This window comes from Colwellia sp. 1_MG-2023 (genome assembly GCF_030546755.1).
GTDB lineage: Bacteria > Pseudomonadota > Gammaproteobacteria > Enterobacterales > Alteromonadaceae > Thalassotalea_H.
Genome location: NZ_JAUOPE010000008.1, coordinates 196534 through 213941, shown reverse-complemented (window position 1 = coordinate 213941; position 17408 = coordinate 196534). Strand labels below are relative to the sequence as shown.

The window sequence follows — 17408 nt, the reverse complement described above, 5'->3', positions numbered from 1 at the left end:
GACGCGTAGCTCAGCTGGATAGAGTACCTGGCTACGAACCAGGCGGTCGCAGGTTCGACTCCTGCCGCGTCCGCCACATTAAGCAAAAAAGCCCCTGTTTACAGGGGCTTTTTTGTATCTGATGGTTATTAAAAAACATTGTATTGTTATTCCTTGGTAATTCGTTTTATATAAATAGATAACCAATTTCAACTCTTAACTCACCTATATTTAATCCCTTTAGCTAATACGTAAATTAAGTTAGGGTTACTATATCTTTTATTATTTTGTTTAAATCAATCATAAGGAAGTAATGTGATTCAGTTAATTTATATTAGCTATGCAACTAGAGAGATGAATGAGCAAAATTTATTAGATTTGCTTAAGCAATCTAGAATTAAAAATGAAAAACACAATGTAACAGGCTTATTGCTTTATGCTAAAGATAACTTCATGCAAGTTCTTGAAGGAGAGGAGGTTGTTGTAGATGACATCTACCAGTCAATATTAAAGGATGATAGAAATACTCGCAATACTATCATTCAAAGAGAAAATATTGACACGAGGAGTTTTCCTCAATGGTCAATGGGGTTTAAGACTGCTAGTGATATTCCGCCAGACTTGATGAAGGGGTATTCTGACTTTTTTACGGCAACAGATGCGCCTATCAGTATTGAAAAACAAAAAAGTGGAGTACTGAGCTTATTAAATACCTTTAAAATTTGTACAGACGTTTAGGGGCTGTTGATCGTTCGAGATTGTTTTTGCCGCATTTTGTTGGGTATTTATACTAGGCAGAGCCTTTGTAATAGGGTTGTTCCACATAAAAAGGCGATAAAGACTTTATGCTCCTGCAAAGTCACCTTACCCCACATCCTTGTGGGGCAACGCCGTTAAAAATGATCAATAAACGCTGTCCGAAGGATTCGGCTAACATCGTTTTACGCTTTGTTGAGTAGAATTTGCTTAGATTGACTAGGCTACACATTACTCGCCGCGATTAAAACGATTTTATCTCGAACAAAATTTAACCGCGAAAGTTCAACAGCTCCTAGCATTAACCACATAAACTATTCGTTTGTACTCAAATCAGACAATACGTTTGAGTTGCTTTCACGATTTCTTTTGAGTATTTAAATTTGTAGGACTTTGGGCAACCTTTTTCAATATTACTAAGGCCGGGAAGGGGGAATATAAAAAGCGTTTTGAAGGTATTATTTACCCTACTAGTTAATCTAACAAAGATCTGCCATTTAAATCATCAATTTTGATTCATCATAGCAGGGAGTTTTTTATCATTTTTCGGTGAAAATTAGTACTATTAAACATTGTCTTGGTAAATAGAAATGAGAAATATGCACTGTATATTCAGGGGGTGTTTTTGCTTAAGTATTGTATACAATATCGCATTATACCGTTTTGAGCTATGTTTTTACTGTTAGGTTGATTGTATACAATATCTGTTTTTATAACTAAAAATTGAATTTTTATTAAAAAAAATTGAATATTCCTCTTTTATTAGCCTGATTAACTATTGACTTGGATTTTTTTTTCTGAAACGGCGAAAATTCATTTGCTTTTTGGTGATTGGAGTGATTATTCTAATTCCATCATTTTATAGATTGAGATAAATCATGGATAACTTAACGCAGTTATTTGTTGAAGCCGGTACTTTAATGTTAGCCGGAATGGTGTTTGTTTTTGCTTTTTTAGGGATATTGATCATTTTTATCAATAAAGTGCTCTTAAAGCTAGCGATCAAATTTCCAGATCCTATTATTCAATCAAAACCTCAGCGCAAAACTAATAAAACGAACGTTGAAAAAGGAGGGATTTCACCTCCTGTTGTGGCGGCAATAAGTTCTGCTGTATCACAATACCGTCAACAACATAGTAAAAATAAATAGGAGCATTCTCACATGTCAAAGCCTTTAGGTATTACAGAAGTTGTCTTAAGAGACGGCCATCAGTCATTATTGGCTACCCGTCTTCGTTTAGAAGATATGTTACCGATAGCTCCAGTGTTAGATGAAATTGGCTACTGGTCTATTGAATCTTGGGGTGGTGCAACCTTTGATTCATGTATTCGTTATTTAGGTGAAGATCCTTGGGAACGTATTCGCGCGTTAAAAAAGGCGATGCCAAAAACGAAGCAGCAAATGCTTTTTCGTGGTCAAAATATTTTAGGTTACCGCCATTATGCTGACGATGTGGTAGAAAAGTTTGTTGAACGTGCACATATCAATGGTGTTGATGTATTCCGTATTTTCGATGCGATGAATGACGTACGTAATTTAGAAACGGCAATTAAATCAGCGGTTAAAGTTGGTGCCCATGCTCAAGGTACGTTGAGTTACACTGAAAGCCCTGTCCATACGCTTGAAGGTTGGTTAACTATGGCCAAGCAACTTGAAGATATGGGAGCGCATTCAATTTGTATTAAAGATATGTCTGGTTTATTAAAGCCTTATGACGGACAAGAATTAATTGGTAAGTTGAAAGAAACCGTTTCGTTACCGATTGCCCTTCATTGTCATGCAACTACCGGTTTAAGTGTTGCGACTCATATGAAAGCGATTGATGCTGATATAGACGTGATTGATACTTCTATTTCATCAATGAGTCAAACTTACGGTCATTCACCAACAGAAACAATTGCTTCTATCGTTGAAGGTACAGCCCGTGATGCTGGTTTAGATACGGAAAAACTTGCTGAAGTAGCAACCTATTTTAGAGAAGTACGTGAAAAATATGCCAAGTTTGAAGGTAGTTTAAAAGGTATTGATGCACGTATTTTATCTGCGCAAGTGCCAGGTGGCATGTTAACGAATATGGAAGGTCAGTTAAAAGAGCAAGGCGCTGCTGATAAATTTGACGACGTTCTAAAAGAGATCCCTCGCGTTCGTAAAGATTTAGGTAATATTCCATTAGTTACCCCAACTTCACAAATTGTTGGTACCCAAGCGGTTTTAAACGTATTAACGGGTGAGCGTTATAAATCAATCACGAAAGAAACTGCTGGCGTACTAAAAGGTGAATATGGCGCAACGGCTTCGGCAGTGAATGCAGAACTTCAGGCGCGTGTATTAGATGGTAAAGAAGCAATTACCTGTCGCCCAGCTGATTTAATTTCACCTGAGATTGATAATTTAACTGCCGAATTAAATGATTTAGCAAAAGAGAAAAATATTGCTTTAGCCGATGAAGTGATTGATGACGTGTTAACTTACGCATTATTCCCGCAAATCGGGTTGAAGTTTTTAGAAAATCGTAATAATCCAGAGGCATTTGAGCCGGCTCCTTCAAAAGAGGATGTACAAGTTACCTCTACTGCAAGCGCAGCTAAAGGCGCGACAGAAAATTATTCTGTCAGTGTAGATGGTAAGGTTTATGAAGTGGTTGTTGGTCCAAGTGGCTCAGTAAACTCTGTTTCAGCTTCTACCGATTCAGAAACTCATCAATCTGCTTCGGTGAGTGCCGATGAAACTTTAAATGCTCCTCTTGCGGGTAATATTTTCAAAGTGTTAGCCAATGAAGGTGACCACGTCGAAGCCGGTGATGTGGTTATCGTGATGGAAGCGATGAAAATGGAAACTGAAATTCGTGCTGTTAGTAGCGGTGAAATTGTTTCTATACACGTTAGAGAAGGTGACTCGGTCACTGTTGGCGATATATTGTTAAGCTTGGCATAAGGTGCACTAATGGAATCGTTACATATATTGTGGATGTCAACTGGCTTAGCTAACTTTGAGTTAGGCCAAGTGATCATGATGCTCGTGGGGTGTTTATTACTCTTTTTAGCCATTGCTAAGAATTTTGAGCCATTATTATTATTACCTATGGGTTTTGGTGCTATTTTAACAAATATACCTGTAGCTGGCTTTTCAGAAGTTGGCGGCTTATTACATTATATTTATTATGCAGGTATCGATACAGGTATTTTCCCATTGCTTATTTTTATGGGCGTTGGGGCGATGACTGACTTTGGTGCGTTGATCGCTAACCCTAAAACTTTGTTTTTAGGGGCTGCTGCGCAGTTCGGTATTTTTGCAACTTTATTTGGTGCTATCGCTTTAAATGCTATTCCAGGTTTTGAATTTACTTTAAAAGATGCTTCAGCAATTGCCATTATTGGTGGAGCCGATGGCCCTACTGCGATATTTTTAGCGTCTAAATTAGCGCCTGAATTATTAGGTGCAATAGCGGTTGCCGCATATTCTTACATGGCTTTAGTACCGATTATTCAGCCACCAATTATGCGTGCATTAACCACTGAAGATGAACGTAAAATTGAAATGGCACAATTGCGCCATGTCACCAAAATTGAAAAAGTAATTTTCCCATTAGGGGTATTATTAATGACAATTTTCTTTTTACCGGCAGCTACTCCGTTAGTTGGCATGTTCTGTTTAGGTAATTTGATGAAAGAGTGTGGTGTGGTTGATCGTTTAAGTTCTACAGCACAAAACGAGTTAATTAATATCGTGACTATCTTTTTAGGTTTAGGCGTTGGTTCAAAATTGAGCGCAGAAGCATTTTTAAATGTAGAAACTTTAGGTATCTTAGCGTTAGGTGCTGTGGCATTCTCAATTGGTACTGCGTCGGGTGTTTTAATGGCGAAGTTCATGAACAAGGTAAGTAAAGAGAAAGTTAATCCACTTATTGGTGCGGCAGGTGTTTCGGCTGTACCTATGGCGGCGCGAGTTGCCAATAAGGTTGGTTTAGAGTCAAATCCTCATAACTTCTTATTAATGCATGCCATGGGACCAAATGTTGCAGGGGTGCTAGGCTCAGCGGTTGCTGCCGGTATCTTATTGGCATTAGTTGGTTAAACCTAAAGGTTATACATGTTATAACAGCTTTACAAAGTACAAAACGCCACTGCAAAAGCGGCGTTTTTTGTTTTATTTGATATAAACCTAAATACTTGTGGTGCATTAGGAATTACGCCACTCTCCCCCAAATGCCGCTGTCATTTTTTTCGGCTTTAAATTTAGACCATTGAATAAATTTCTTTATTGAGCATTGCCCTGAAAAACCAATATTTACACCTGCTTCAATATTGTATTTTACAATGTTTTTACCAACGAAGGATTCAACACTTCTTACTTCCCAAGCGTTACCTATTTTACCATTACTATACGAGCAACCTGCCTCAATATTGGCTGGATGAACATCATCAAGCTCGGCATGTCTTTTAGCATTTTCAAAAATTTCAATCCAACCTTCATCGGTCACATCAATAAATGAAGCATGTTCATGAATTGACTTTAAAAAATCTTCAGTGGTGATCTCATTTTTCCTGTCACCCGGCGAAATTTCAGTGGCCAAATTGTTTTTATAAAATAGATGAGAAGGATAACGGCGCCATTGAAAAGGATAGTTAAACAAGGTTGCCGCAACCACAATTAATAGCGAGTTTAATAGGGTGGGAACAAGCACATATAAAAAACCTAACTGATGTATTGCATCTCCACCGATTACCGCAGCAAGCGCTGTAGCGCCTCCAGGAGGGTGTACACAACGAAAAAGTATCATTGCCATGATAGAAAGCGAAACTGAAAGTGCCGCTGCAATACGGATGTGCTCACCAAAATACTTAAAACATAATACCCCGATAACGGCACTGATAAAATGACCGCCAATCACTTGCCAAGGTTGTGATAATACGCCATGGGGGACGACAAAAACCAACACAGATGTTGCAGCAATGGAGATCAGAATGTAAGCCTCGGTAGCCACATTTAAATGACTAAGCAATGTTTTAGATAGGCAGAAGATACATAAAGTTGCGATTAACGCGGTAAAGGAGGCCACGAAAACTTCTTTTACAGAAGGTCTGATCGGTTGTATGCCTAAAAATAATCGGCACTCATTCATTAAGTTGAGTAAATTCATTCTGCTATTCCCACACTTCTTAAACTGATTAACCGTAAAACATAAGAAAGTTTAAAAAGGGCAGGCATAACCATAATGGTAATATGGCCACCAATGAGTTGCATCATGGTTAACTTTTCTTCAATACCATAAACAAAATAAACCGCTAATGCTGTGATTAGTGCGGTAATTAGCATTAGTGAATTTGCAATTTTTAATAATTTAGTTGGTGAGGGCTTGTTCATCTTTATCTCTTGTACTACGTATAAAAATTAAGGGATGCGCTATTTTGGCTCGTAAGCACAAAATTGGTGCGAAGAGGGTATATCAATTCAGTGCTTTATGTATAATGAATAATAATTCGATTTATTATTTATAATTTTGATATTAAAAGGTGCTTATGGATTATATTGTTGGAAAAACATTTCTTACCATTTGTGAATTGGGCACATTTGGTGCAGCGGCTAACGCGCTTAATGTCACGCAAACGACTATCACAGCCCGCATTAAATCATTAGAAAGCGAATTAAATTGCACGTTATTTACTCGTAATAAAAGTGGCGCTGTACTGACAAAAAATGGCGAACACTTTAAATCTTACGCAAGACAAGTTGTGCAAACCTGGGACGCTGCTAAAAGAGATTTACCGTTGCCTGATAATGCAAAAAACAGTTTGGCGATTGGCGTTGATTTGACATTGTGGAACCCCATTGCAGCTGCTTTACTTGCTATGTTAAATAAAGAAGCTGCGGAATTAGCGATAACCATTGAAGTCGGTGATAAAAAGCAATTAAATGAGAAAGTACGATCGGGTGGTTTAGATGTCGCCTTAGTGCACCAACCTGAGTACAGCTCTCGTACCATAGTTGAGCACTTATTAGATGAAAAACTAGTACGTGTGCAATCGGTCGAACAACCAGAGCCGTACTTGTATGTCGATTGGGGGGATGAATTTAAACGACTTCATGATCAGGCTTTACCTGAACTTGCTCGCAGTAAAATTTCAATTAGTTTAGGGCCCGTCGCTTTGCAACTCATGCTTAAAAGTGGCGGTAGTGGCTATTTTCGCACGCGTGTTATTAATCGTCATTTGCACGAGGGCACGCTTAAATTAACGCCTGATGCGCCTGAATTTTCCTATCCTGTTTATTTATTGCAGTATGCAAATAAAGATATCAATATCAATGAGCTAAAAAAAATCTTTATTCAAGTGCTAGCAGATGAAGACGAATGGTTTTAACTAGGAAAGTAATGAAGGTTTAAACCTTTTCAAACAGCAACGTTTAAACCTCTTACTAAAAACATACCAGCGTGTCGTATGCAAACTTAATCTATGGCGTCAATATGAACGATGGTTTTTTGGCCGTGTTTGAGTGGCCATTCTATTTCTTGGCCAATGGATAACCCGATTAAGGCACTGCCTACAGGGGATAAAATTGAGATAGTTCCCGTATCTTGAACTTCTTGCGGATAAACCAGTTTTAACGAAAAGCATTCTTGATTGTCTTGAACTGTAAACTTTACCGTAGAATTCATACGAACGACATTGCTTGGTAGTTCATTGAATTTAACGATATTGGCGCGGTCTAATTCTTCTTTTAATAAATGATAGGATGATTCATCACATTCATTTTCCAGTAAATCATAAATATCATCGTAATCTTTGCCGCAAATGGTTATTTTAGGTTGGTTCATTCGCTAATCTCCTTAATAGTAGCTCAAGCTATTCAATTTCTTAAATAGCATTTTCTTGTATCGCATTACTTTGAATCGTTTGCGAAATTGTATTAATTAGTTTTAAGGCAACGTATGCTTCAAAAGAGTCGACAGGATCAAAGGTTTTTTCATATAAAAAACCAATGTTTTGTAGGCGAGATTCTAGCTGGTTTAAGCTGATGGTTTGTTCGCTAGACTCAATGGTCTCTGTGGTTTCTAGAAGATAACTCCAAAAATTACTCTGCATATCGTGTGCTCAATATTGATCAAATTAATGGGAAAATATAACCAAATTACCTGTTGGCATCGAAGAGAAGAAAACAAACATGTAATACTGGGTTATAAAGTTTTTATAGATAGAATTTAACTTGGACGATTAAGAAGAATAGCGCTTAATCGTCCTTAATTGGGAAAGATACAAACAGGACTTATCCATGCCGTAATTAAGGCAGATAAATAAACATTTTTATTGATTAACGTGATTGTTTGCATACGATAAAGTTAACACAGCCCTGAACAAGAGTGAAGTACAAGTTTTATGATTATTCAAATGTGTTCATTCAATAGGTAATCGTTCTGTAGGTAATTGTTTTGTAGGCAATTGTTCATTAGATATTTGTTTAGTAAATATTAAATTTGTACCTTAGTTAGTTCCTTACGTGAGTCGTTGAAGCGGTTGCTAAGCTTAACTTGAATTATTACGTTAGCAAAAGCTGATTTAATCATGGATTTGAACAATGCCTGTGGCTGGTAGTTTGTTGTAAAGCGATAATTTTTCTTGGTACTTTTCGATGTTTTTAGCGCTCATCAAGGTATCGAGCTTTTTTTGTAGTTGCTGACCTTCATGCGTATTTTTTACTGCAAAGGTTGCCGGTATTTTCATTAACTCTTGATAATGAATGTTCGCTAATTTTAGTTTTTTAATCGTCGACATCATGGATATTCTATCGAATATTACCGTTTTAATACGCCCCTTATCCATCATTTTAACAAGTTGCTTAAGGTTACTAATTTCTATGAATTTACTTCTTGGAATTTCAGACAATTCAGCAAAAAAATCAGCATTACCGATAAGCGTGCCAATGCTTTTATTCGGGAGATTTTCTAGTATTAAATTATTTTTATCTTTAGAAAAAAGATCAACTGTGGCAATAAAAGACCAATCAAGTTCTTTCGCATATTGATAATATTCAGCGGTTTCATTATTTTTTGGACTGATGCCAATTAGATCGACATGATGAGATTTTAATTCTCTTTTTGCTCGACCCCATGTCATTAAGTTAAATTGAAAAGTCAGGTCTGATTGCTCAGCTAACGCATTAAACATTTCGATGGCAAAACCAGAGCCGTCTTCATTTATAAATGGCGGAAAAGGTTCAAGGCCAACAATAACCTTTTGAGCTTTAGCTGCAATAGGCGCTAGCGATAACAAGACAATAATGTAACATTTTAAAAGATTCAAAATTAGCCCTGTATCAACCTCAAATTTTATAAAAGTGAATAGTCTAAAATTAAACCATAAAAACTATAAAGCTGCCATTTTTAATTGTTCAATTAAGGGTGACGTTTAAACCATTGCCATTTGTCGTCATGTTTTTCAAAGCAAATACGGTCATGTAAACGGCTTGCTCGACCTTGCCAAAACTCTAGGTAATGAGGTTTTACTCTTAACCCACCCCAAAAATCGGGCAATGGAATCTCTTCACCAGTAAATTTTTGTTGATATTTTTCAAAGCGTTGCTTTAATTCGTTATCATTATTAAGCTTTTGACTTTGCTTTGAGGCCCATGCGCCAATTTGGCTGCCTCGATCGCGACTATGAAAATAATCAGCTGATTGTTGTTGGCTAGTTTTCTCAACGGTTCCTTCAATACGCACTTGTCGTTGTAAAACATTCCAATGAAATAATAATGCTACTTTATTATTTGCACCCAACTCGATACTTTTTCTACTGTCGTAATTAGTATAAAAAACGAAACCATTTTCATCAAAAGACTTTAATAGCACCATGCGAGAGCTAGGCTGACCGTGTTCGTCACATGAACTCACCGACATAGCTTCGGGTAGCAAGATGCCAGATTTATTAGCATCATCAAACCATTGTTGAAATATGTCAAAAGGTGAAGTTGTCGGTAATATTTCTGGCGCAGGTAGCGCAACCCCTTGTCCAAAGGTTAATAGGCAACGAAGTTTTTCAAGGAAAGTCATTGTTAATCATATATAAAAAGTGGAGTGGGTTAATTCTAACAGGAAAAATTTGTAGCGAAAATCATTTATCGTGTTGATAGCCACAATCAACACGTGATTTAACGGTCGTTTATAGGTGTTTTGCTAAGCAAAAAGTTAGGCGGATCAACATTGATAGTGTCGCAATGCAAATGAGCTTATTACCAATCTTCACTGTCGTCTAATAGTGCTTTTAAGCGTTTTTGTTCTAATAAGTCATCGATACGTTGACGAATGGTTGCGTCTTTAACTTCAGAGTCTTTTACGTCTACTGTTAAGTCTGTATCAACATCATCACTGGTAAAATTTTCGGAAATATCGTCTGACATAATGGGTACCTAATAATTCATGACTCATCATATTTTGTAACATAGGCAAGATTGTTAAAATTTTCAAATATTTTCGTTATTTTATTTTGATAAAAAAAGCCAGCAAAATGCTGGCTCAATCAATAAGGTAAATCCAATTACCAGCCTTCTACACCTTTCATATCAGGTAATTGATGTGCAATACCTTTATGGCAATCGATACACGTTTTTTCACCATCGGCAAGTGATGTTGAATGCTGCTGTGATGCTCTAGAGCTTTGTGCAGTAAAGTCCATATAATCAAAGTTGTGGCAATTTCGACATTCTAGCGAGTCATTTGCTTTTAAACGGGTCCATTCGTTTTGAGCCAGTCGTTTGCGGTGAGCTAAAAACTTATCTCGAGTATTAATCGTACCAAAAATTTTGCCCCATACCTCTTTCGACGCTTGCATTTTACGCGCAATTTTATCGGTCCATTTATGCGGAACATGACAATCAGGGCAGGTTGCTCTAACACCCGAGCGGTTTGAAAAGTGAATGGTTGTTTTCAGTTCTTCATAAACATTATTTTCCATTTCGTGACAACTAATACAAAATTCCTCAGTGTTTGTTGCTTCTAAGGCGGTGTTAAAGCCCCCCCAAAAAATAACACCTGCGATAAAACCACCGATCACTAAAAAGCCTAAACTGAAATAAGCACTGGGTTTTTTCAGGGTTTGCCAACCTATTTTTATTATCTCTTTCATCAGTGACTCCTAATGCTCATTCTTAGTATTTACTTTAGATTTCATTAATGTGTGCATATCAATAAAGGTATTTTCTACTAAAGGTTTCACATCTTTTTGGGGCGCATGACATTGGTTACAAAAATATCGTCTTGGTGATATTTCTGCTAAAAAGTTGCCATCTCTATCCATATAGTGTGTAACACTCACCATAGGAGCTTGCGACTCTTCAGTACGGTTTCTACTGTGACAAGACATACACTTATTTGAATTTAAGTTTACCTCATAGTTTCTAATTTTATGAGGGATCACCGGTGGCTGCATTGGATAATTTCTTCCTTGCTTAATATCTTTATTCACTGTATTTGCAATGGCTGAAGGCTCCGCTTGAGTATCAATATTTACTTCACCTCGTAGTGTCGCGACATGTTTATCTGCAGCCAATACCGAAGTAGTGAAAAGGATTGAAAGGACAAGTGTTTTTACTAAATGATTGATCATAGTTTTCATATATTTCTCCTATACCTTGACTACTTTCACAGCACATTTTTTGAAGTCAGTTTGTTTTGATAAGGGATCAGTTGCATCTAAAGTGACTTTATTTACCAAACGGCTGGCATCAAACCAAGGCATAAACACTAAGCCTTTTGGCGGCTTATTACGGCCACGGGTTTCAACGCGAGTTTGTACCTCTCCACGGCGTGAAACTATTTTGACTAAGTCGCCACGGCGCATGCCTCTACTTTTAGCATCATCCGGGTGCATATATACTAATGCATCAGGTACAGCTTTATATAATTCGGGTACACGTTGGGTCATTGAGCCTGAATGCCAATGTTCTAACACCCGTCCTGTTGAAAGCCACATATCAAATTCTGCGTCTGGTGACTCTGCTGGTGGCTCGTAAGGCAAGGCGAAAATAATAGCTTTGCCATCTTTTTTACCATAAAACTGAAAATCGCTACCGGCTTCGACATAGGGGTCTGAGCCTTCTTTAAACCGTCTCAACGTTTCTTTACCGTCAACAACAGGCCAACGTAAACCGCGTTCTTGATGATATCTATCATAATCGGCTAAATCGTGTGCTTTACCACGACCAAAACTTGCGTATTCTTCAAATAAGCCTTTTTGAATGTAAAAACCAAAATGTCTGGCTTCATCATTTAATCTGTCAGTTGGGACTTGATTAATCGAAAACTTATCGACTTGGCCATTTTTATATAACACTTCATACATTGATTTACCTTTGTATGTTGGATTTTTATCGAGCAATTCTTGTGGCCACACTTCTTCAATTTTAAAGCGTTTAGAAAACTCAACTAATTGCCATAAATCAGATTTAGCGCCTTGTGGAGCTTCTACCATTTGGTACCAAGCTTGCGTTCTTCGTTCTGCATTTCCATACACACCTTCTTTTTCAACCCACATAGCTGTTGGCAAAATTAAGTCTGCCGCTTGAGCCGTAACTGTTGGGTAAGGGTCTGAAACTACAATAAAGTTTTTAGGGTTTCGATAACCAGGATACGCTTCTTCATTAAGGTTAGCCGCAGCTTGCATGTTGTTATTACACATAGACCAATAAAAATTGAGCTCACCATCTTTTAATTTACGGTTTTGTAGAACAGCGTGATAACCGGGCTTAGGAGGAATAGTGCCTGTTGGAACTTTCCATAGTTTTTCTGATAAGTCGCGATGTTTTTTATTATTAACAACCATATCCGCAGGTAAACGATGAGAAAATGTTCCTACCTCGCGAGCCGTACCACATGCAGATGGTTGCCCGGTTAATGAGAATGGGCTGTTACCTGGGGTTGAAATTTTACCGGTTAATAAGTGAATATTATAAACAAGGTTGTTCGCCCAAACGCCACGTGTATGCTGATTAAAGCCCATAGTCCAAAATGAACACACTTTGGTTTTTGGATCGGCATATAGTTCAGCTAATGCGTTAAGATTGTCAACCGGCACGCCAGATAATTTCGAGACATATTCTGCGGTATAAGTGCTTACAAACTTTGCATATTGGTCAAAATTTATCGGTGAAGAGCCACCAGCGGTTTTACCGTTGTTTTTCGCTTTTTGCTCAAGGTGATGCTCAGGACGTAAACCGTAACCAATATCGGTATTGCCAAGTTTAAAGTTGGTATGTTTATTCACAAAATCTTTATTAACCCGATCGGTTTTAATAATGTAGTGAGCAATAAAGTTTAAAATCGCCAAATCAGTTTGCGGGGTGAAAATCATGCTATTGTCAGCAAGATCTGAACTTCTGTGAGCATAAGTTGATAACACAGCAACTTTAACGTGTGGTGCACTTAATCGACGATCGGTAATACGTGTCCATAAAATAGGGTGCATTTCTGCCATATTTGAACCCCAGAGCACCATGGCATCAGTAGCTTCAATATCGTCATAACAACCCATTGGCTCATCAATACCAAAAGTACGCATAAAGCCACCAACAGCAGATGCCATACAGTGACGGGCATTTGGATCTATGTTGTTAGATCTAAAACCCGCTTTCATTAACTTTGATGCGGCATAACCTTCAAATACGGTCCATTGGCCAGAGCCGAACATACCAATGCCGGTAGGACCTTTTTCTTTTAGCGTTTGTTTGGTTTTTTCCGCCATAATATCGAAAGCGGCATCCCAAGTTATTGGCGTGAAATCTCCTTCTTTATCAAACTTCCCATTTTTCATTCTCAGTAACGGCGTGGTTAATCTGTCTTTACCATACATAATTTTTGATAAAAAATAGCCTTTAATACAGTTTAACCCTTTGTTAACCGGTGATTTAATATCTCCGTGGGTGGCAACAACTTTGCCATCCATCACTCCAACATTAACGCTACAACCTGTACCACAAAAACGACAGGGCGCTTTATCCCATTTTAATTTAGTGACATCACTGCTGGTAATAAGGTTAGAGGCTTTAGCTGGGATAGATACTCCGGCAACCGTAGCAGCTGCGGCAACAGCATTTGCTTTTATAAATTCTCGGCGATTAATAGTCATATAGGTACCTATTATTCTTCAGTTAGAAATTGATGATATATCGGGGATAGATTTAACAACCCGACATGATGTTTTAATTGGTCAATCAAGAAACCTATTTTCTTTTGGCTTGAGGCTTCTATGGTAAATACTATTTTTCCTTCTTCACTGACCGCATGTATTTCAGCACCTTCAGTGCCTGTTATTTCTTCTGTTACATCAGCGATATTTTTTTGCATCGCATGTGCAACAAAACTCGCAACATGGTATTCATTCTGTTGAACTTCATGTGATGAAGGATTTACAACTTGCACTATGTTCTCAGACATGAGCCACCTCAATGTTGTTTGCTAAATTTAATGTAATGGCTTGTTGAGGGCAGGTAGAAATACATGCGCCACATTGATTACAGTCGGTTAAATTAATGCTTGGTTCAGGAATACTTGATGATTTGTAACTAAATAAAATAGCGCGAGTATCACAAACATCTTGGCAGCTTTGGCACATAATATTGTTCTGCGCTAAGCACGTTTGATTAATGGTTATAGTGCCTGGCCAAGGTTGGACTTGGTTAGATTCGATGATGTTTTTATCAAGAAAAAGCGGCTGTTGACACACTTCTTGGCATTTGCCGCAAAAAGTACATTCATCGGTATTAAAATCGACGAATGGCAGGCCTAATTCATCTTTTTTGATAATGTTTGTTTCACAAACAGATATGCAGTCACCACATTGATTACATAGTTCTGTGAAAGAACTTTCACTTTTTACCCAAGGTAAGCGCGGTAATGAAGGTTGTTTTGCAATCTTCCCTTTGAATAATCTTCGTCTACTAGGGTTTTCTAATGGTTGAGTCATATATGAAGTCAATACTTTGCCAAGTTATTAAGAAGTTGGAGGGCCAAAAAGCATTTGGCTGATCCAAATCATGAAACCAAAGCCACCAACAATAATAATGGAAAGGATCGGGGCTAGAAAAACAGCAAGAAATACGAATGTGTTTTTTTCATATTTTTTTATTTGCTCAGGGGAGCTGTGTGCAGTCATAAATTAATCCTTACTTTATTAGAGGTTTTATTGTTACTTATTCTCTAATTTCTCAATATGATCTGGATCAATGTTCTTAACTTTTAGCCATTATTTATGGCTCAGCTAATTGATTGTTATTTGCTATAGTTCCGATTTTTTAAAATGCTTGTTAGAATCAAGCTATCTTTTTGAAAAATAAGCATCATAGTGAGTCAATCTGACATCTGTTTTTGGTTTAATACCTTAACTCAACAATTGCGCAAAAATAGCCAAAGAAGCTTAATCGTTTTACAAGGAGATAGTGCTTGGGCAAGCGAAGTTTCTGCTACTTTTATTCAGCAGTTATCACAAAATGCAACTTGCGATAATTCCATACGTGTAATCACTTATGGTGAAGCGTTCATTGATGTTAATAGTGACGTGATTGCTAACTTTAGGCAACAGTTAGGTCGTGAAAATGATGTTGTGCTTTTTAACGATCCTGATTTTCATCCGGATGCCTTTGCTGCGCTTTCTGGCACTATTGTCGCAGGCGGTGTCATGATTTGGCATTGCAGTAAAGCGCAAGCTCTCGACAGTGAAAATTTATTTTTGCAAAGGATATTAACTAAAGCAAAAAACGATAGGTTTAGTTTTGCTTTATCGCAAACGGATAATGATTTACCGGTCATAGTTGAACGACAAGAAATTAGTGAAATTCAGTATAAATCAGCACAAGAACTGAATTTTTCGCCAAGAGAAAATGGCTGTAAAACCTTTCAGCAACAATGCGCGGTAAATGCTATTGAAAAGGTGGCTTTAGGGCATCGCAAACGTCCTTTATTGTTAACAGCCGATCGCGGCAGAGGGAAATCTTCCGCGTTGGCAATTGCGGTTGCTAAGCTAATCGGGATTGAAAATGCTAGCAAAGCTTCGCAAAAAATTATTATTACCGCGCCTCATAGCAATGCATTAGCGATTTTTTTTCAACAATTACAACAATCTTGCCCTGAAGGTGAGCTTAGTCAAAACACTTTTGTTTTTAATCGTCATTGCATTGAATTTATTGCTGTTGATGTACTTATCAAAGAAAAGCCAAAAGCCGACTTATTATTAATAGATGAGGCTGCTGCAATTCCTGTTTATATCTTATCTCAACTCGTTGATAGTTATCATCGTGCTGTTTTTTCTTCAACGCAACACGGTTATGAAGGGGCAGGTCGTGGTTTTGCGGTGAAATTTACTCAACTATTAACGGAAAAAACGCCTCATTTTAATCAATATCATATTCATCAACCCATTCGTTGGGCGGAAAATGATCCTCTAGAATCTTTTGTTTTTGATGCCTTTTTATTAAAAAGTAATAACGTCGAAAGCTCGTTTACCGCAATATTGTCTACCGAAAACAAGTGCACCGAGAATAAGAACGTAAGAAGCGCTTCACTTGAAAATAAAAACATGGATAAAAAGTCACTGGAACAGTCGACTCAAGCACATAGTAAGAACGACCATGTAATGTTTAGGCGTATTGAGCAACAACAATTAATTGCCGATGAAGGTTTATTGCAGCAAATTTTTTCAGTATTAGTGACCGCTCATTATCAGACCTCGCCAAGTGACTTAAAGTTGCTGTTAAATAACAAAGCGCTGCGATTATTTGTTTTAACCATTAATCAGCAAATAGTTGCTGTTGCGTTGACTTTAAAAGAAGGGAATGCTGAAAAGCACGAAATAAATCAAGTAGCTAACGCAAAGCGTCGGTTAAAAAATCAGTTTTTACCACAGTCTTTATTTCTACATAATCATTGTACAGAAGCGTTCGATTATCATTATTTACGCGTGATGCGCATTGCTGTATTGCCGAGTATTCAACAACAAGGTTTGGGGATAAAGTTACTGAGTCATATTAAGCAATATGCTGAGCAAAACAGTATTGATTTGCTCGGAACAAGTTTCGGAGCTAATGAATCGTTATTAAGTTTTTGGCATAAAGCGCATTATTCATTGGTGCGGCTAGGTTTTTCTGTGGATAAAGCTAGTGGTGAGCATTCAAGCATGTATTTACAACCATTAAACGCTAAAGCTGTTTATTTAGTTACTGAATTACAAAAACAGTTTTACTGTAGTTTTACTTATCTACTTACCGAACAATATCAACCAATTCCCGCACAAGTTATTATTAGCATTATTAAGCAATGGCCAGCAGAAAGTTTGCCGGTATTAACAGATTTTGATCAACAAGTGATTGAAGATTTTATCGCTAGAAAAAGTTTATTTGATAACTGTAGCTATAGCTTACACCTACAATTAATTCATTTTCTTGCTACTTACTCAAACAATATTTCGCAAAAAAATACTGAGAATCACCGCTTGATTGAAGTGTTAGTAAAACGACTATTACAAAAACAATCAATTGAAAGCATTTGCCAAGAATTTGCTTTAACAGGGAAAAAACAATTAAATAATACTGTAATCGATGGTGTTAGTTACTTATTTCAAAAGGCTCACACGTAAACAAACCGGGTTATTCTTTATGTTTTCTTCACGGAATCATTAATAACGAGTGAGTGGG

19 protein-coding genes and 1 pseudogene are annotated in these 17408 nt (G+C 37.4%); 6 read left to right on the top strand and 14 right to left on the bottom strand.

Annotation, left to right across the window (positions count from 1 at the left end):
- Positions 1 to 294 precede the first annotated feature (294 nt).
- Positions 295 to 717 (top strand): BLUF domain-containing protein, encoded by a 423-nt coding sequence (locus tag Q4493_RS11435; RefSeq protein ID WP_303452689.1) that lies wholly within the window; start codon positions 295 to 297, stop codon positions 715 to 717.
- A 52-nt stretch (positions 718 to 769) separates the two neighbouring features.
- On the opposite strand, the pseudogene Q4493_RS11430 reads toward Q4493_RS11435, so the two are convergent.
- Positions 770 to 967: pseudogene (locus Q4493_RS11430) on the bottom strand (hypothetical protein).
- A 646-nt stretch (positions 968 to 1613) separates the two neighbouring features.
- Between Q4493_RS11430 and Q4493_RS11425 the strand changes: the two are divergent.
- Genes Q4493_RS11425 through Q4493_RS11415 form a run of 3 tightly spaced genes read left to right on the top strand, consistent with a single transcriptional unit; the run spans position 1614 to position 4811 of the window.
- On the top strand, positions 1614 to 1886 hold the full coding sequence (locus tag Q4493_RS11425) for an OadG family transporter subunit (protein WP_303452687.1): 273 nt from the start codon (positions 1614 to 1616) through the stop codon (positions 1884 to 1886).
- A 12-nt stretch (positions 1887 to 1898) separates the two neighbouring features.
- Entirely contained in the window at positions 1899 to 3671 is a 1773-nt protein-coding gene (oadA, locus tag Q4493_RS11420; protein ID WP_303452685.1) for a sodium-extruding oxaloacetate decarboxylase subunit alpha, read from the top strand.
- 9 nt (positions 3672 to 3680) lie between these two features.
- Positions 3681 to 4811: a sodium ion-translocating decarboxylase subunit beta gene (locus Q4493_RS11415; RefSeq protein ID WP_303452683.1), complete on the top strand. Its 1131-nt coding sequence runs from the start codon at positions 3681 to 3683 to the stop codon at positions 4809 to 4811.
- A gap of 112 nt (positions 4812 to 4923) precedes the next feature.
- Here the strand turns inward: Q4493_RS11415 and Q4493_RS11410 are convergent, their stop codons facing one another.
- Both Q4493_RS11410 and Q4493_RS11405 read right to left on the bottom strand, forming a co-directional pair.
- Positions 4924 to 5877: an HPP family protein gene (locus Q4493_RS11410; protein WP_303452681.1), complete on the bottom strand. Its 954-nt coding sequence runs from the start codon at positions 5875 to 5877 to the stop codon at positions 4924 to 4926.
- On the bottom strand, positions 5874 to 6101 hold the full coding sequence (locus Q4493_RS11405; protein ID WP_303452678.1) for a hypothetical protein: 228 nt from the start codon (positions 6099 to 6101) through the stop codon (positions 5874 to 5876). Before Q4493_RS11405 ends, Q4493_RS11410 begins: the two co-directional genes overlap by 4 nt.
- A gap of 155 nt (positions 6102 to 6256) precedes the next feature.
- On the opposite strand from Q4493_RS11405, the gene Q4493_RS11400 reads away from it, so the two are divergent.
- A complete protein-coding gene (locus tag Q4493_RS11400) occupies positions 6257 to 7096 on the top strand; it encodes a LysR family transcriptional regulator (RefSeq protein WP_303452676.1) in 840 nt (279 codons plus the stop codon).
- An 86-nt stretch (positions 7097 to 7182) separates the two neighbouring features.
- Here the strand turns inward: Q4493_RS11400 and rnk are convergent, their stop codons facing one another.
- From rnk to napE, 11 genes are all read right to left on the bottom strand, one after another.
- A complete protein-coding gene (gene rnk / locus Q4493_RS11395; RefSeq protein WP_303452674.1) occupies positions 7183 to 7551 on the bottom strand; it encodes a nucleoside diphosphate kinase regulator in 369 nt (122 codons plus the stop codon).
- 40 nt (positions 7552 to 7591) lie between these two features.
- Positions 7592 to 7819 carry a hypothetical protein gene (locus Q4493_RS11390; protein WP_303452672.1) on the bottom strand — a complete coding sequence of 76 codons (228 nt, stop codon included), beginning with the start codon at positions 7817 to 7819 and terminating at the stop codon, positions 7592 to 7594.
- Positions 7820 to 8290: 471 nt separating this feature from the next.
- Positions 8291 to 9034, bottom strand: coding sequence for a transporter substrate-binding domain-containing protein (locus tag Q4493_RS11385; protein WP_303452671.1), 744 nt, complete (start codon positions 9032 to 9034; stop codon positions 8291 to 8293).
- A gap of 92 nt (positions 9035 to 9126) precedes the next feature.
- Positions 9127 to 9780 (bottom strand): pyridoxamine 5'-phosphate oxidase, encoded by a 654-nt coding sequence (pdxH, locus tag Q4493_RS11380; protein ID WP_303452669.1) that lies wholly within the window; start codon positions 9778 to 9780, stop codon positions 9127 to 9129.
- 179 nt (positions 9781 to 9959) lie between these two features.
- Entirely contained in the window at positions 9960 to 10127 is a 168-nt protein-coding gene (locus tag Q4493_RS11375; RefSeq protein ID WP_303452667.1) for a PA3496 family putative envelope integrity protein, read from the bottom strand.
- A 137-nt stretch (positions 10128 to 10264) separates the two neighbouring features.
- Positions 10265 to 10852: a cytochrome c3 family protein gene (locus Q4493_RS11370; RefSeq protein ID WP_303452665.1), complete on the bottom strand. Its 588-nt coding sequence runs from the start codon at positions 10850 to 10852 to the stop codon at positions 10265 to 10267.
- A 9-nt stretch (positions 10853 to 10861) separates the two neighbouring features.
- Positions 10862 to 11341 carry a nitrate reductase cytochrome c-type subunit gene (locus tag Q4493_RS11365; protein ID WP_303452663.1) on the bottom strand — a complete coding sequence of 160 codons (480 nt, stop codon included), beginning with the start codon at positions 11339 to 11341 and terminating at the stop codon, positions 10862 to 10864.
- A gap of 9 nt (positions 11342 to 11350) precedes the next feature.
- The gene (gene napA / locus Q4493_RS11360) at positions 11351 to 13849 is read right to left on the bottom strand and encodes a nitrate reductase catalytic subunit NapA (protein WP_303452661.1); all 2499 of its coding nucleotides are present in this window, start codon (positions 13847 to 13849) and stop codon (positions 11351 to 11353) included.
- A gap of 11 nt (positions 13850 to 13860) precedes the next feature.
- Positions 13861 to 14157, bottom strand: coding sequence for a chaperone NapD (locus Q4493_RS11355; protein ID WP_303452659.1), 297 nt, complete (start codon positions 14155 to 14157; stop codon positions 13861 to 13863).
- Positions 14150 to 14686 carry a ferredoxin-type protein NapF gene (gene napF, locus Q4493_RS11350; protein ID WP_303452657.1) on the bottom strand — a complete coding sequence of 179 codons (537 nt, stop codon included), beginning with the start codon at positions 14684 to 14686 and terminating at the stop codon, positions 14150 to 14152. The genes Q4493_RS11355 and napF overlap by 8 nt, the downstream gene beginning before the upstream one ends.
- A gap of 27 nt (positions 14687 to 14713) precedes the next feature.
- Entirely contained in the window at positions 14714 to 14875 is a 162-nt protein-coding gene (napE, locus tag Q4493_RS11345; protein WP_303452655.1) for a periplasmic nitrate reductase, NapE protein, read from the bottom strand.
- Between the two features lie 189 nt (positions 14876 to 15064).
- Here napE and Q4493_RS11340 point away from each other — a divergent pair, with 189 nt between their 5' ends.
- Complete coding sequence (locus Q4493_RS11340; RefSeq protein ID WP_303452653.1) at positions 15065 to 17350, top strand: GNAT family N-acetyltransferase; 2286 nt, start codon at positions 15065 to 15067, stop codon at positions 17348 to 17350.
- Positions 17351 to 17408 lie beyond the last annotated feature (58 nt).

Excerpts from the sequence above, each read along its gene's own strand:
- Q4493_RS11425 (WP_303452687.1), top strand. The coding sequence starts at position 1,614 with ATGGATAACTTAACGCAGTTATTTGTTGAAGCCGGTACTTTAATGTTA.
- Q4493_RS11365 (WP_303452663.1), bottom strand. The coding sequence starts at position 11,341 with ATGAAAACTATGATCAATCATTTAGTAAAAACACTTGTCCTTTCAATC.
- Q4493_RS11400 (WP_303452676.1), top strand. The coding sequence starts at position 6,257 with ATGGATTATATTGTTGGAAAAACATTTCTTACCATTTGTGAATTGGGC.
- Q4493_RS11370 (WP_303452665.1), bottom strand. The coding sequence starts at position 10,852 with ATGAAAGAGATAATAAAAATAGGTTGGCAAACCCTGAAAAAACCCAGT.
- rnk (WP_303452674.1), bottom strand. The coding sequence starts at position 7,551 with ATGAACCAACCTAAAATAACCATTTGCGGCAAAGATTACGATGATATT.
- Q4493_RS11355 (WP_303452659.1), bottom strand. The coding sequence starts at position 14,157 with ATGTCTGAGAACATAGTGCAAGTTGTAAATCCTTCATCACATGAAGTT.
- Q4493_RS11390 (WP_303452672.1), bottom strand. The coding sequence starts at position 7,819 with ATGCAGAGTAATTTTTGGAGTTATCTTCTAGAAACCACAGAGACCATT.
- Q4493_RS11405 (WP_303452678.1), bottom strand. The coding sequence starts at position 6,101 with ATGAACAAGCCCTCACCAACTAAATTATTAAAAATTGCAAATTCACTA.
- Q4493_RS11410 (WP_303452681.1), bottom strand. The coding sequence starts at position 5,877 with ATGAATTTACTCAACTTAATGAATGAGTGCCGATTATTTTTAGGCATA.
- Q4493_RS11375 (WP_303452667.1), bottom strand. The coding sequence starts at position 10,127 with ATGTCAGACGATATTTCCGAAAATTTTACCAGTGATGATGTTGATACA.
- napA (WP_303452661.1), bottom strand. The coding sequence starts at position 13,849 with ATGACTATTAATCGCCGAGAATTTATAAAAGCAAATGCTGTTGCCGCA.
- pdxH (WP_303452669.1), bottom strand. The coding sequence starts at position 9,780 with ATGACTTTCCTTGAAAAACTTCGTTGCCTATTAACCTTTGGACAAGGG.
- Q4493_RS11415 (WP_303452683.1), top strand. The coding sequence starts at position 3,681 with ATGGAATCGTTACATATATTGTGGATGTCAACTGGCTTAGCTAACTTT.
- napF (WP_303452657.1), bottom strand. The coding sequence starts at position 14,686 with ATGACTCAACCATTAGAAAACCCTAGTAGACGAAGATTATTCAAAGGG.
- oadA (WP_303452685.1), top strand. The coding sequence starts at position 1,899 with ATGTCAAAGCCTTTAGGTATTACAGAAGTTGTCTTAAGAGACGGCCAT.
- napE (WP_303452655.1), bottom strand. The coding sequence starts at position 14,875 with ATGACTGCACACAGCTCCCCTGAGCAAATAAAAAAATATGAAAAAAAC.